The following is a 14051-nucleotide window of genomic DNA, read 5'->3' as shown; positions in this document are numbered from 1 at the left end:
GACAACCATGTCAATCAATAATCCGACTCGAGTCATCACTGGCGAGGTGCGCCTGTCGTATGCGCACATTTTCGAACCCAAGTCCATCAACGGCTCCAAGCCCAAGTACTCGGTCTCTTTGATCATCCCGAAGTCCGATACGGCGACGATCGCGAAGATCGAAGCAGCGATCGACGCCGCGATCGAGCAAGGTGTCGGGAAGTTCGGCGGCAAGCGCCCCAACAAGGCCGCCCTCAAACTCCCACTGCGGGACGGGGATCTCGAGAAGGACGATGACGCCTATGCGGACGCGTTCTTCGTCAACGCGAACTCCACCACTCCACCCCAGGTCGTCGACGCGTCCCTTAACCCGATCCTGGACGCCAGCGAGGTTTACTCCGGATGCTACGCCCGCGTGAGCATCTCGTTCTATGCGTTCAATACGAACGGGAACCGTGGAATCGCCTGCGGCCTGGGCAACATCCAAAAGCTCCGCGACGGCGAACCGCTTGGAGGTGGACGCGTCTCCGCCGAATCCGACTTCTCCGCCTTCACCGCGGATGACGACTTCCTCAACTAAGGAGCAGGGGCATGAATAACGAATTCTTCCAAGCCATCACCTGGGCCTACCTGCTCTACATCGTCCTTCCGCTCTACGTCGCCTGGGGCGTCTTCTGGATTACAGAGAAGCGGGAGGAGCGGCGTCGTCGGAAGGAACTCGATGAACTCCTCGCAAAGGAGAAGGAGCGGTTGGAGCGTCTGAAGGACGAACTCGGCCACTAACCCGCGACTCGTGTGAGGGAGTCAGCCACCCCTGGTTGGCTCCTTCACTTTCCCCTATCCCCGTCAAGGAGCAGACCGGCATGCGTCATCTCGCGATCGACCTCGAAACATACTCCCCGGTGAACCTCGCCAAAGCAGGCGTCTACCCGTACGCGGCTCACCGAGAGTTTGAGGTGTTGCTGTTCGGCTACTCCATCGACCACCAACCACCCACCGTTATCGACCTCGCCCGCGGAGAACCACTACCAGCCGAGATCCTGGCCGCGCTCGTCGATCCCGGCGTGGTGAAAGTGGCACACAATGCGGCCTTTGAACGCATCTGCCTCACCACCTATCTTCACCGTCATCACCCTGACCTTCTTGAGGAAGGCGTGTTCTTGGATCCGGGGCAGTGGCGCTGCACGATGGTGTGGTCCGCATACCTCGGCCTACCGCTCGCCCTTGACGACGTCGCCAAGATCCTGAGCCTGCCGGTCGTGAAAGACCCACGCGGCCGCACCCTCATCCGCCACTTCTGCACCCCCAACGCAGATGGTGAGCAGAACCTGCCCGAGTCGGACCCTGCCGGGTGGGAAGCATTCGTGGCATACAACGCGCGAGATATGGAGGTGGAAACCGCCATCCACACCCGCCTCGCCAAGCACCCGGTCCCGTCAGGGGAGTGGGAGAACTACGCCCTGGATCAGCGCATCAACGACCGCGGCATCCTCCTCGACCACACCCTCGTCCACAGCGCCATCACCATCGACACGAAACATCGCGAGAAACTCCTCGCCCGCGCCACCACCCTAACGGGGCTTGAGAACCCGAACTCGCCCGCCCAACTCAAAACCTGGCTCAACGAACACGGCTGCAACATGGACTCACTCGCCAAAACCGACGTCGCTGCAGCGCTTGAGACCGCTACTGGGGCGGTTCGTGATGTGCTTGAGCTGCGGGGAGAGCTATCGAAGTCGAGCGTGAAGAAGTACCAGGCGATGCACCATGCTGCCGGGGCTGATGGGCGGGCGCGCGGCCTCATCCAGTTCTACGGGGCAGGACGCACCGGCCGCTTCGCCGGGCGCTTAATCCAAGTCCAAAACCTTCCCCGCAACTATCTGCCCGACCTCGACACCGCCCGCACTCTTGTCCACACCGGAGACGCAGATGCCCTCGAGTTGCTCTACCCGTCGGTTGCTGACACGCTCTCCCAGCTCGTGCGCACCGCGTTCATCCCGAGCCGGGGGCGTCGGTTTGTCGTGGCTGACTTCTCCGCGATCGAAGCCCGCGTCATCGCCTGGCTCGCACACGAACACCACACCCTCGAAGCCTTTAGAGCTGGGAAGGACCTTTATTGCGAGACCGCGTCGCGCATGTTCGGCGTCCCGGTCGATAAACACGGTCCCAACGCCGAGCTACGCCAGAAAGGGAAGATCGCGGTGCTCGCCTGCGGCTACGGCGGCTCCGTCGGAGCGCTCACGGCGATGGGAGCCCTCGCCATGGGGCTCAAAGAGGCAGAGCTGAAGCCGATCGTGGATGCGTGGCGGGCCGCAAACCCCAGGATCGTCATGCTCTGGGCGGACATCGAACAGGCCGCCATCACCGCCATCACCACCCGCCGCACCGTGAGACTACGCAACCTGCGCTTCACCTTTGAGGCGGGGATGCTGTTCATCGAACTGCCCTCGGGTAGACGCCTCGCGTACGTGAAACCCGGCCTGGGGGAGAACCGGTTCGGCGGCACCTCCATCACCTACTGGGCCTGGGTACGAACCGCAAATGGACACAGCTCGAAACCTATGGCGGCAAGCTCACGGAGAACATCGTCCAAGCCATCGCCCGCGACATCCTCACCCACGCAATCCGCACCCTCGAGACCGCCGGTCACGAGATCGTCATGCACGTCCACGACGAAGTCATCATCGACCACCCACACAACAGCACCGCCACCGTCCACGACATCTGCGACCTCATGGCCACCACCCCCGACTGGGCCGAGGGGCTGCCGCTGGACGCGGACGGGTTCGAATGCGACTACTACCGCAAAGACTGACCCACCACCCGCAGATGCGCTCCTGAGGAATTTCCGGCGGACCCGGGCCTTGCCCTATGGAGTGGGGTTATAAATCGTGTCTGCCCAGAGCCCTCTTGGTAGAGGGCTCCTGCTTGCGTGCCTGATGCGCGCGAGTATGTGCCACCGACTGAGCCCTCGAGAGAGGAGCCACTCGTGGTATCGACAGCGTGGGCGGACGTGGGGATCGCAGTCCGCAACAAGGAAGGGTATGCGGACCTGACCGCATACCAAGCACTCAAGAGAGCCCAGCGGGCCGAGTTCGGATACCGGCCCTTGGTCTACATCTGCTCACCATATTCCGGCGACACCGAAGCCAACACGGCCCTCGCAAGGGAGATCTGCGCGCATGCGGTGGGGGAGAAGAAGATCCCGCTCGCCCCGCACCTGTTGTTCCCGCAGTTCATGAATGACACGGATCCGGATGAGCGGGAGCTCGCGATGTTCTTCAACCGCATCCTGCTCTCCCACTGCGAGGGCATGTGGGTCTACACCCCACGCGTCTCTACCGGAATGCGCATCGAAATCCAGTGGGCACACGCCCTCGACCTCCCAATCCGCTACATCGACGAACACTTTGAGGAGGTGGCCCTATGAAACCCATGACCCTCTACGCAGCCATGGTGACGGGCGTCCAGTCCAACACCACCTATCCACACCACCACACGATCACTGCCGCGGCGGATCTTGCGGCTGTGGCTGGGTTTGATCATGTTGCCGCCACCTAAATCTAGATTGGGTAGAGATCGCCTATGTGCGCAACGAGTTCGCCAAAGATTTCCCTTCAACCGATGGTGCAACTATTCCCACCTACTCCACAGAGGCAACTCGTGATTTTTACACCCGTACATGGGAGTCGGGCACGCGCCATTCTACCGTCGTCGTTCGTCACGTGAAGGACGCGAAACTTGCAGCATATACGGCAGTTCAGTTCAAAGAAGGTTCTACTGCGGCTGCGCAACAATCGCCGTGGGTGGCTAAGGATTTTCGTGGCCACCACCTATCGACTCTGGCAAAAACAGCGAATGCGCTCACGTTGGCGAAAAAAGGATTCCGCTATATCGATACGGAGAATGCGACAAACAACGTGGAGATGCTTGCAACGAACCGTCGACTCGGCTTCTACCTGCGCGGATGTGAAGGTGATTTCGTTAGTGTTTATCGCAATGGGACATGGACGAGTGCATGAAAGTTGACGCTTCTGGACCAACAAGGGCAGGGTGGTAAGGTTAGCACTTGCGTAAGTAACAAGCTCCTGCGATATGAAATCAGATGCCTCATTTAGGCCTCAATCTCTCGCTTGTTCACACGAGCGAAGGTTCAGTTCCTCCATTTTCATGAAATTTTTGAACGCGTCTTCTAGGTTTTCTGCCTCGAAATACTTTTCAGGACCGTCGTAGCAAGTTGCCTGCGGAGACCTTAAGAGCTCTCTGTCGGCAGAATTTAGCGAAGTTAGTAAGCACGATGGTAAACCGTTTCTAGCAGAGAGAAACAATTCCTAATGCTCTATCTCTAGTACTTTATTGCAGGCAAAATCAACGCGGAAATCAGGAGCAAATTTCTCGGCTACCAAATCACAATTACAATGCAAGTTATCGATCTAGGAGCGTTATAGGAAGACCGAAGAGCTAGTGACAAACGCTGTATGCGAGCGGTAGCTTCCTACCTGTCTGGGGGTCAGCGACCATCATCGTTGAAATACCAAAGGCACGTTCAATCAGATCAGAGTTGAGGGTTTCCTCAGTCGGACCACTTTTGAGGATTTCCCCGTTCTTCATCACAACAACGTGGTCGGAGTATTTCGCCGCATGTACCATATCGTGTACAACCATGACTATGGTTCGTCCTTCGCGATTTAAGTCAGTAACTAGGTCAAGAATGGACAATTGGTTGGCAGGATCGAGGAAGGTGGTTGGCTCATCGAGTAGCATAATTGAACTCTGTTGGGCGAGAATCATGGCAATCCACATGCGTTGGCGCTGACCACCGGAGAGCTGGGTTGCTGGTCGATCAAGATAATCAAGTACTTGGGTTGCCGCTGCGGCGTCTTCGATCACTCGGTGGTCATCCTTCGTCAAGGACGCAAAGGCTCCCGTATATGGGTAACGTCCGAAGGTGATGAGTTCACGCACCACCATTCCCTCTGGGACGGTTGGTTGCTGGGGAAGGAAGGAGAGGCGGCGGCCGAGCCACACAGTGCCGCAAGTATAACCGCACAGATCCTTAACACTGAAACTGGTACTCCTATACTTCTCATTGTTGAGTCTGATAAGACTAGGGCATTTAAGTGAAGTGAGAACACCAAAGTCACAATAAAACCGATAAGGACGATGGGTGCAACTGTGACGGCGTCGTTCATTGTTCGAGCGTACAGAGAGCCCTTAAGCCACGTCATAGCGGCTCCTGCTTCGGGGGGGGCCGCTCGTACGAGCAGGAGCTGGGTGAGTGAGGCAAGACCAACCGATACGGCAACACCGGTAAGAGCAAGACGTGTGGGATCAGTGAAAGCGCGACCAGCTGCGAGGAAACCACCACCTGCGGTAATGCCGAGAGTGTCGGGTGCCGCAAGCGGGTTACGTAATGCAGCTTGAAGCAATGCTCCCGAAACTGCCATACCTACGCCTGCTAGCATGTTTACCACAATACGTGGCATGCGGTAGCGCCAGTAGATATTGTCTCCGGCGAGGATTCCAGTGATAACGTCGGAAAGCGAGTGTTGAACGGCACCGATTGTCATGCCGAGCACACTCGCGAGGAAGAGCAGCACTGTTGCAAGCATCATTGATAGTGTAAATCGTGCCCTCATCAGGGTTTTCCTCTGGTCGTGCTCCAATAAGATGGATGCCCCACAACAAAAGTGGTGTACCTGCAATACCTGTAAGGATACCGACGGGTGTCTCAGCTGGAGCCCACAGCATTTGTCCTACCGAATCGGCAAGCAATAAAATCGTTGCCCCCACGAGCGCCGCAAACGGCAATGCGCGTCTATGGCGTGACCCACATACATGTTGAGTAACTACAGCAGCAAGTAATCTAAGAAAGCCGATTGGACCAGCTACCGCAACCGACGTCGCGGTCAGCACTACAGAAATCACTATTGCCCACTGCCGAACCCTAGTGGGATCAGCTTCGATTGATCGGCTGATTCCGTCGCCTGTCGCAAGAACATCGAAAGCTCGCCCAGCATATGCGGTACTAGGTAGGGCGACAAGCACTGTTAGCGCGACTGGGACCAAGTCTGGCCAACGTACGCCCGCTAGGCGTACGTTGAGCCAAGCCAACACTGTGGTTAGCTGAGCTTCATCTAGAACAAGGAAAATGGCTGTGAGCGCACTAAAGACAGCTGAGACCGCAAGTCCGAGCAAAACCATACGCTGAATTGCATTCGCTCCGTGCCAATCTGGAGAACTCCGTCGTAGGCTGAGCGACATTGTAAGCCCTGCAGCCATTGTGCCACCGGTAAGTGCGCCTGGAAGAATGTAAGCTCCGTGAGTGACACCTGTGATAAACGTAGTGGTTACTGCACCAAACGCAGCGCCAGAACTGACGCCCGTAATTTGAGGATCTGCGAGCGGGTTTGATGTAACCGTGCGCAAAAGCACTCCGGCTATACCCAGCGCCGCACCAATGATGATCGCTGCTGCAAGACGATCGCGTGCAACGCCCCGGACTTCGTCGTATACCCACGGAGCATCTGTGGGAGATACAACCTTCCGCATGCGTGCGACTATGATAACTAAACTGGTTGCTAAGCATACACATGTGTATAGCCAGATCCGTGTATTTTGAGTCATTACAACGGTGGGGCTTAAGGATTGAGGATACGATCGAGTATAGCCATGGCTGCCGAGACTGTTATTGCTGACTATTGATAATGATTCCCAATTCTAATATAGTTGATCGGTGAAAGTATTCCACTAAAAGCGAAGAGAAAGTATATGAAACGGTTTTTACCTCCTGTAACGAAGGCGGCCTCCGTTGCGTTGGCTACTGCGTTACTTGCACTCATGCCCCAAAGCGCACATGCAGTCAGTGACCGGACTGAATACACGGGCGGACACATTGACGCATTTTATGTCTATAACCTTGATGAGGAGACGTCTTATAAGAACGGTAAATATGACACAAATGTTCATCTTGCCGTGAAGGAAGATGTAACTGGTCATGGTATGGTACAAGATCCTAATAAGGTTAAGTTCACTAGCCTTCCCGAATCTTTTAAATGCTTTGACGCTAATACGAAGGAGCAATTTGCAAAGATAATTCCGGACGTTACCGGCGCATATCTGAGTGATAATCTTGATGTTGGTGACACTAAGAAGGTTCTCAACCCTGGTTATACTAAATACCTCAAGTTCCCTGATCCAGAGGACTCAGGAAGTCCTTATTCTGATAGTGGAACTCGAATTAAGTTTTCCAATGTACAAGGTCCCGATGGTGGAAAACTTATTCCTTATTATGTGAGATACACTGGAGAAGTTGTTCCTGAACTTGCTAATAAGCAATTTCCTATCGTTGATGGGGCTATTTGGGAAATGACTCTTGGGCATCACCACTCCAAGTGGATGGCCACTAAACCTGGTGTTTACCGTTTTGATGTGACTGCTGAAGTTGAAAGTCCGAATGAAAAACTCGGGCAGGCTTCTAATCAGAAGTTTATTTCTGAAACTAAGACTTATGAGTGGGAATTTAAGAAGTCTGATCTTGACGGTACCTGCGGAGAGAAAGCTACAAATCCCAGCACTCCAAGTGGCGAACAGCCTCATGCTGCCAGTCCGCATTCTGAAGATGCGGTGAACAATGGCGCTGAGTCGTCAATGTCGGAAAATGTTACCACCACACCTGGGAATTCAGACACAACTAACAAACCAGCGAGTGATGGTCGTGCCACGGCAACGCTCGAAACTGATTCCGAAGGTCGAGCGATTCTCGACCGTGGGCATGCGGACATCTTCAATGTTCAGGCAAAGGAGGGTAAGCTTGCCCTAAACATAAAAGAGGATGTTAGTGCGCTAGGTACGATCCGGACCCCAGAGAATGTTGTTCTGAAGGTTACTGATGCTATGCGGGAAGATCTCTCTGTCCTTGCAAATAAGGGTGTCCTTCCATCTGGATACTTCTTGCCAGATCCTCAGAAGAATGGACAAGAATGGCCCGGTGGCAGTCTTTGGCCAGGTTGGGAAACTTTCGACGTTCGTCCTGAATTTTCCAACATTGATATTCAGTTCGAAGAAGTATCGGGCCCTGGTCGAGTTCAGATGTTCACTTTCAAAAACTTCGGTGAGCTAACCCCGGTCCTTTCCGATAAAAAGCTTGATCTTAAGTCGGGATCTTCCATTTCTGTTCCCGATCCTACGCATGTACATACAAACTGGCTCTTCGAAAAGCCTGGTGAATATACGATGAAGGTAAAGGCCTCAGGTAAGAACAAGGCGGGTGAACTCGTCGTATCTAATACGGCTACATACACGTGGCATGTTGGTACATTCCCCAAGGAGGCGGCTCCGTCCATTCCTGCCCCTGTTGCTCCTGTTCCTTCTGATGCTCCTATTTCGGATGTTGCAAAGCCAAATGCGGGTGTACCGGTTCATAGTGCTATTTCTGCTGCAGGAGTATCTAACGCTACGGTATCGAGGGCGGCTGATGCAACGGTGGCTACACCGCTGACCACGGGCGTGAAGAACGCTTCGGTTTCTAATATGCCAGATGCGGTGGCAAAGACCCCAGAGGCTAATGTGGCTTCCCTTGCGACCACGGGTGCATCTGAGCCTGTTGCGGTTATACTAGCAACTCTTGTTTCGGCAGCTGGTGTGGCAATCATGCTCGGTCGCCGTCGCATGAATCGTAACTGCTAATGCACTAAGGGCAAATAGCTTTTGTTGGAGGGGGCAGACTTGCACTGTTAAGGTCTGCCCCCTCTTTCTCATCAGGTTACAAACTTTTGTGGGCTTTCGCATGAAGATTTCTCATGAAATCTTAGGCTTAGGGTTTTAGAAAAGATGGGCGAATACCGTGTTATGACGAATGGAGACGTTGATGGATCGTGAAACTATTAATCGGGTATGGGCAAGTGCTGAATATGAACCCACTGCCCAGCGGCTTCGCCCTATTGCTAAGAGGATTTCTCATCGGGTTCAAGATAAGCTTGCTGTCCCGAGCACGGTTGTAGACATCGGTGCTGGGCATGGTGATGTTGCACTTGCGCTAAGCGGCCTTGGTTATCACGTGCTTGCTATAGAACCAGTTGAACGGATGCGCTGCTCAGGACTACGGCGCACTGGTAATGAAGTTGAATGGATAAACGCTACTGGTGAGGAAACTGGGTTACCAGATAATTCGGTTGATGCTATTGCGTCGAACTTTGGGGCTTTTTTGTGTGACCCGAAGGTCGGACCGCTTGAGTGGGCACGAATATTGCGACCAGGAGGAATTCTATTCATGACGGCGTGGGACGACGACGGTTTCCTTGCCGAAATGACCCGTCGGATGATGACTGTTATGTTTCCAGATGGTGGGGGCGCACTTCATATGAACTGGGGTAGTGATAACTATGCTCGTTCCGTCCTCGCTCCATACTTCGAATCTATTACCATAAGTCATGAACGTTTGTCATGGAATTTTGAATCTGTGGAGGCGGGTATGCGCCTTTATCGCCAAGGCAGTCCAACGCACACATTTTCAATGAAGAGTATTGGTGAAAGATCCTCTGCTCTCGAGGCGGTGCTCGAACAGCATCTTCGTGATGAAGCTGATGTTGAAGGGAAAATCCGCAGTTTTGTTGGATATTCAATGATCAGTGCTAGGGTGGGCTTTGAATAATGCCGCTATGCGTATTCAGGCTCCTGTATGAATATGTGAAAATCTAGGGTCAATGGTTTTGCCCCCTTGGTTTGGCGTGGTTTTAAGGTGCTTAAATAGTGAGATATTAGGCAATTATCTTGACCAAGTTGGACTTCAGTTTGTGTATATGCATTATAAATCAATATTAAGTGGAGGTTATTTACTCCTTCTCAATAATGAGAATCATTGTTAATTAAATCGAAAACGCTGTATCTTAAATTCGATAATTGTTCTCATTACACGAAAGAGGAAACAGTGAAATCTGTTCGTCCTACGGCGTGCCATCTTTTGGCTGCTGTTGTTGCTTTTGGCTTTGCCAGTATGGGTATGGCACAGGCAGTAGCCACTGATACACCAACCAATCCGGATTCCTCCGGCTCAACCGCGAATGAACTTACGGCCTCGTTAGACAAAACAAGTTCTGATGTTTCTGGCGGTCAGGAAGCTATTCTTACCGTTTCTAAGACTAAGTCGATTACTTTTACCGACGTCGCTGCTGGTGATCAACACTCGCTCGCCGTAGCTTCGGACGGACGTGTCTATGCTTGGGGTTATAATAGCAAGAAACAAGTTGGTCAAGATTCGGGCAATGCCTATTTTGTTCCAACTGCAACTATTCCACAGCTTATTGATGCTGAGCATAAACAGGGCATCAATGCAACGTTCACGCATGTTGCTGCTGGATCAAATCACTCGCTTGGACTAGGTATTTCAAAGAGCCTATTTGCTTGGGGAACCATGAGTGCGGGTACCATTCAAATCGGAACCGAAACGAAGCGAGCCATTAGCCTTGGTGATATTTCCACTGAGGTATCGGCATCTGCTGTTCAAGTCGAGCTTGATGACGACGAAGGCTGGCCAAATCCGGTGGATATGTCCGCTGGGAAGGACTTTAGCTTAGTCCGAAATGAGGTAGGAAACCTTGTTGCTTGGGGTAAAAACCAGTGGGGGCAACTCGGGATTGGATGTGAAGAAGGGCGTCCATGCCCGATGGATCACAATCACTTCGAAGCAGTAGAAGCACCTGACGGAGTTAGCTTTGTTAGCTCTGATGCGGGAGCGGAACATGCTGCGGCGGTCACCAAGGAAGGAAAGATTTATGCTTGGGGGCGCAATACAGGGGGATTGCTCGGTGTCGAAACTAAAGATGAAAAAGTATTAAAACCAGCAGCGGTAACAGCTCCGGCGGATGTAAAATTCATCTCCGTTTCTGCTGGTTCGAACTATACTCTGGCACTCGCCAGTGATGGATCTGTCTATGGATGGGGCAAGAATACAAATGGTCAGCTGGGCATCGGTACCAGCATGGATACGACCAAATTAACCAAGCTATCCACGAATGTTAAATTCAAGCAGATTGCGGCAGGTTTCAATACGTCCGCTGGAGTTTCTGATTCTGGTGATTTATATACTTGGGGTGGGCAGTCTTCTACTCCCGAAAAGCTTACTGATCCAAAACTCTCTGGTCTCACTTTCTCTAAAGTTTCTGTAGGTAACTATCATGGCCTAGCGCTGGCAACTAACGGTAAAGCCTTTACTTGGGGAGATGCCAGTGCATCTACTTTTGGAGTGTTTGGAGATGGAAAGCCATCAAATACTTCTTCATATGTCCATGAAGTCACGATGCCTACTGCTGGTGAAATCGTTGTCAATGATGTTTACTTTGGCAAGCGTCATGCCGATGTGACTAGTTTGGGTGAAGGCAAATGGAAACTTACGATCCCGAGTAACGAAGTAGGCGTTGTAGATGTAACTGTAGAGTACACCGTGAATGGCGTCCGCCAATCACAGCCCATTGTGATCTCAAAGGGTTTTACATACACTAATGGGACTTCGCCAACAAAACCGATTGAGGAACCAGTAAAGCCCTCTGATCCGATCGAAACACCAACTGTTCCTACTCATCCGATTGAAAATCCCTCAAGGGATCCAATAGCTCAGCCAGTTGGTAAAACTATTTCAATCAGTTCTTCGTCGACAACTGTTGATCCTGGTAAAGAATATACAATCAAGGTTAATGGTCTTGCCAAAGGTACGGGCAAAGCACGAATTTATGTTGGTGGAAAATACGCCCATACTTCGTTTACTGGTCCGTTTAACACAGAAGGCACATATAAGTATCTTGTTCCACAAGAGGCAAAACCAGGAAGTAAGGTTGAAGTAAAAGCTGTGAACTTCGATGATGCGACTGATTTCGCTTCGGTGGTTCTTATAGTTTCTGGCGTACCTACTGAGCAAGGAACAATCACGTTTAGTCCTTCCGGTGGTACATGGTCAGATGGATCGACATCGCCACGAACGATCGTTGCGAATGTTGGCGATACAATTCAAATCCCAGAGGCGCCAGTCAAGCCCGGAATGGTATTTGACTACTGGCAGGGTAGCCATTACACGCCTGGTGAAAGCTATGTGGTTCAAGGAGATCATAGCTTTACAGCTATCTGGAAGAATCCAATGGATTCGAGCAAGATCGACTTCGTTAGCCCAACTTCCTCGGCTTCTGACCAAACTCAAGGATCCCAATCGGGTGCTGATAAAGAGGGGACAAATGCCTCGGTAGCTGGAGAACATCTTGCTCATACAGGTTCCGAAGATTTCAGTTTGATGCGGTTGGGAATCTTGTTTCTGGTATCTGGTGCGGTTGTAGTCCTGTGGTGTTGGCGTAGTTCTACGCGGGCATAGCTCTTAAGGGATTGCCGGCATAGCACAATCAAAATAAATACGCATTGCTTTATTAGTTAGGCAAGTTGAGCTGGTAAGAATTACCATCAGCTTTTCGTATAAGTAGTTCTGCGTCGACGAGGTATCGACGCAGAACTACGAAATCGTCGGTGACGACTTTCAAACGCTCGTTGACCTGGGACTCATGGAGGTTCTCACTCGGAGAGAATAGTCGCGTAGCAAAGTACTGTAGAACAAGGTGGCGTTCCTTTGGTCGAGAAGGGAATTCTCTCAGCTTTAAGTCTTTGGAAACAAATTTGGAAATATCTGCGGATGCGTCGTCAGTCTGTTTGTTTTGGGAAGAATTAAGAAGACCAAGCAGTGCTTCGCGGTCTAAACTCAGCTTCGTTCCGTCAGGATCATGTTGTAAATATGGACGTAAGATTTCGAGCGCCTTGGTAGCCTTTTTGCCCGATAGACCAGGAACACAATCCGAATGTGCTTCACCTAAAATAACGCGCGCCAGCGCGATCGAAGAATCGTTGCCGATTGCAGCGGCAATAAAACTCTGCCAAGTAGGTTGTTTGGTCATGCGTGCTCTCCAACAGATGTATTTATGCGTGTTCTTTTAATTCTTATCAAGTAGGCCGGAAAAGGTAAGTATCTATTAGTCCTATACTAATAGGACGCAGAATTACCGTCCTTGCGGTATTTTGGATCTATGAATAAACAATTACCTTCAATGCCATATAATCGTCTCGGTTCTTCAGGTCTTCAAGTCTCGCAGTTTTCTTTTGGATCGTGGGTCACTTTTGGTGGCTCTGTAGACACGGGTATCGCCAAGGAACAGTTGCAAGCAGCTGCTGACGCCGGGGTCAACTTTTTCGACAATGCTGAGGTATACGCCGGTGGTAAGTCCGAGGAGATTATGGGTGAAGCCATTCGAGAGCTCGGTTGGAAGCGCCACGAGTACGTTATTTCCACCAAGCTATTTTGGGGAATCAACGGCGATATGCCGAATATGAAGAACACCCTCAATCGCAAATACCTGATGCAGGGTATTGACGGTTCGCTCGAACGCCTTGGCCTCGATTTCGTTGATCTCCTTTATTGCCATCGTCCAGATAAAAACACTCCGATTGAAGAAACAGTGTGGGCGATGAGTGACATTGTTGCTTCAGGCAAGGCTCTTTACTGGGGAACCTCGGAGTGGTCCGCAGATGAGATTCGTGCCGCTTGGCTGATTGCCGATAAGTACGGTTTACGCAAGCCGGTTATGGAACAACCACAATACAATCTTCTTCACCGTGACCGTGTAGAAAATGAATACGCTCGCCTTTATAACGACGTCGGGTTGGGGCTTACCACGTGGAGCCCGCTCGCTGGTGGTATTCTCACCGGAAAATACCTCGACGGCGTTCCCGAAGGTTCGCGTGCAACTCTCAAGGGACACGACTACCTGACCGAGGCTGCATCCTCTAGTGCAGATCAGGTTCGAGAGCTTGCAAAAATCGCGGGTGATCTTGGTGTAACAACTGCTCAGTTGGCTCTCGCTTGGATCGCCGCAAACCCGCACGTTTCCACGGTAATCTTGGGGGTGTCGTCGGTATCTCAGCTACACGAGAACCTAGGTGCACTTTATGCACTAGAGCAACTAACCCCAGAGCTTAAAACGAATATCGACAATTTGTTCGCCTAAAACGTTTAGGTGCCAAAATACAAGGTTATTCTAATAAGT

Annotated in this window: 13 protein-coding genes and 1 pseudogene; 10 read left to right on the top strand and 4 right to left on the bottom strand. The window is 51.8% G+C overall.

All coding sequences use genetic code 11. The annotated features are described in order from the left end of the window. Window positions 1–7 precede the first annotated feature (7 nt). From EIH22_RS00915 to EIH22_RS00895, 6 genes are all read left to right on the top strand, one after another. The gene (locus EIH22_RS00915) at window positions 8–559 is read left to right on the top strand and encodes a DUF2815 family protein (RefSeq protein ID WP_124053952.1); all 552 of its coding nucleotides are present in this window, start codon (window positions 8–10) and stop codon (window positions 557–559) included. An 11-nt stretch (window positions 560–570) separates the two neighbouring features. After that, on the top strand, window positions 571–762 hold the full coding sequence (locus tag EIH22_RS00910) for a hypothetical protein (RefSeq protein ID WP_124053951.1): 192 nt from the start codon (window positions 571–573) through the stop codon (window positions 760–762). A 35-nt stretch (window positions 763–797) separates the two neighbouring features. Then, the gene (locus tag EIH22_RS00905) at window positions 798–2867 is read left to right on the top strand and encodes a DNA polymerase (RefSeq protein WP_456061852.1); all 2070 of its coding nucleotides are present in this window, start codon (window positions 798–800) and stop codon (window positions 2865–2867) included. A gap of 101 nt (window positions 2868–2968) precedes the next feature. Next, a complete protein-coding gene (locus EIH22_RS00900; RefSeq protein ID WP_124053950.1) occupies window positions 2969–3409 on the top strand; it encodes a DUF7768 domain-containing protein in 441 nt (146 codons plus the stop codon). Beyond that, window positions 3406–3540: a hypothetical protein gene (locus EIH22_RS09035; protein WP_268808206.1), complete on the top strand. Its 135-nt coding sequence runs from the start codon at window positions 3406–3408 to the stop codon at window positions 3538–3540. The genes EIH22_RS00900 and EIH22_RS09035 overlap by 4 nt, the downstream gene beginning before the upstream one ends. A 26-nt stretch (window positions 3541–3566) precedes the next feature. Then, window positions 3567–4001 (top strand): hypothetical protein, encoded by a 435-nt coding sequence (locus tag EIH22_RS00895; protein ID WP_124053949.1) that lies wholly within the window; start codon window positions 3567–3569, stop codon window positions 3999–4001. 439 nt (window positions 4002–4440) lie between these two features. Here EIH22_RS00895 and EIH22_RS00890 read toward each other — a convergent pair whose 3' ends face one another. From EIH22_RS00890 to EIH22_RS00880, 3 genes and pseudogenes are all read right to left on the bottom strand, one after another. Then, window positions 4441–4944, bottom strand: coding sequence for an ABC transporter ATP-binding protein (locus EIH22_RS00890; protein WP_200829188.1), 504 nt, complete (start codon window positions 4942–4944; stop codon window positions 4441–4443). Next, window positions 4887–5549, bottom strand: coding sequence for a FecCD family ABC transporter permease (locus tag EIH22_RS00885; RefSeq protein ID WP_235001714.1), 663 nt, complete (start codon window positions 5547–5549; stop codon window positions 4887–4889). Before EIH22_RS00885 ends, EIH22_RS00890 begins: the two co-directional genes overlap by 58 nt. A gap of 121 nt (window positions 5550–5670) precedes the next feature. After that, window positions 5671–6531: pseudogene (locus EIH22_RS00880) on the bottom strand (FecCD family ABC transporter permease); the annotation flags it as partial. Window positions 6532–6750: 219 nt separating this feature from the next. Here EIH22_RS00880 and EIH22_RS00875 point away from each other — a divergent pair. The 3 genes from EIH22_RS00875 (at window position 6751) to EIH22_RS00865 (ending at window position 12334) form a co-directional block, all read left to right on the top strand. Further along, window positions 6751–8667, top strand: a complete 1917-nt coding sequence (locus tag EIH22_RS00875) for a choice-of-anchor M domain-containing protein (RefSeq protein ID WP_124053947.1) — start codon at window positions 6751–6753, stop codon at window positions 8665–8667. Between the two features lie 181 nt (window positions 8668–8848). Next, complete coding sequence (locus tag EIH22_RS00870; protein WP_160148990.1) at window positions 8849–9631, top strand: class I SAM-dependent methyltransferase; 783 nt, start codon at window positions 8849–8851, stop codon at window positions 9629–9631. 276 nt (window positions 9632–9907) lie between these two features. Then, window positions 9908–12334 carry an RCC1 domain-containing protein gene (locus EIH22_RS00865; RefSeq protein ID WP_124053945.1) on the top strand — a complete coding sequence of 809 codons (2427 nt, stop codon included), beginning with the start codon at window positions 9908–9910 and terminating at the stop codon, window positions 12332–12334. Between the two features lie 52 nt (window positions 12335–12386). On the opposite strand, the gene EIH22_RS00860 is transcribed toward EIH22_RS00865, so the two are convergent. Next, window positions 12387–12905 (bottom strand): DUF2087 domain-containing protein, encoded by a 519-nt coding sequence (locus EIH22_RS00860; protein ID WP_124053944.1) that lies wholly within the window; start codon window positions 12903–12905, stop codon window positions 12387–12389. A gap of 129 nt (window positions 12906–13034) precedes the next feature. Here EIH22_RS00860 and EIH22_RS00855 point away from each other — a divergent pair, with 129 nt between their 5' ends. Beyond that, a complete protein-coding gene (locus EIH22_RS00855) occupies window positions 13035–14012 on the top strand; it encodes a potassium channel beta subunit family protein (protein ID WP_200829130.1) in 978 nt (325 codons plus the stop codon). Window positions 14013–14051 lie beyond the last annotated feature (39 nt).

The organism is Arcanobacterium ihumii, from assembly GCF_900604515.1.
GTDB classification, from domain to species: domain Bacteria; phylum Actinomycetota; class Actinomycetes; order Actinomycetales; family Actinomycetaceae; genus Arcanobacterium_A; species Arcanobacterium_A ihumii.
Note: the sequence above shows the minus strand (reverse complement) of the source record. Positions and strands in the feature narration are given on the sequence as shown.

Coding starts and splice junctions, on each gene's coding strand:
- EIH22_RS00855 (WP_200829130.1), top strand. CDS start 13,035: ATGAATAAACAATTACCTTCAATGCCATATAATCGTCTCGGTTCTTCA.
- EIH22_RS00885 (WP_235001714.1), bottom strand. CDS start 5,549: ATGACAATCGGTGCCGTTCAACACTCGCTTTCCGACGTTATCACTGGA.
- EIH22_RS09035 (WP_268808206.1), top strand. CDS start 3,406: ATGAAACCCATGACCCTCTACGCAGCCATGGTGACGGGCGTCCAGTCC.
- EIH22_RS00910 (WP_124053951.1), top strand. CDS start 571: ATGAATAACGAATTCTTCCAAGCCATCACCTGGGCCTACCTGCTCTAC.
- EIH22_RS00870 (WP_160148990.1), top strand. CDS start 8,849: ATGGATCGTGAAACTATTAATCGGGTATGGGCAAGTGCTGAATATGAA.
- EIH22_RS00860 (WP_124053944.1), bottom strand. CDS start 12,905: ATGACCAAACAACCTACTTGGCAGAGTTTTATTGCCGCTGCAATCGGC.
- EIH22_RS00875 (WP_124053947.1), top strand. CDS start 6,751: ATGAAACGGTTTTTACCTCCTGTAACGAAGGCGGCCTCCGTTGCGTTG.
- EIH22_RS00915 (WP_124053952.1), top strand. CDS start 8: ATGTCAATCAATAATCCGACTCGAGTCATCACTGGCGAGGTGCGCCTG.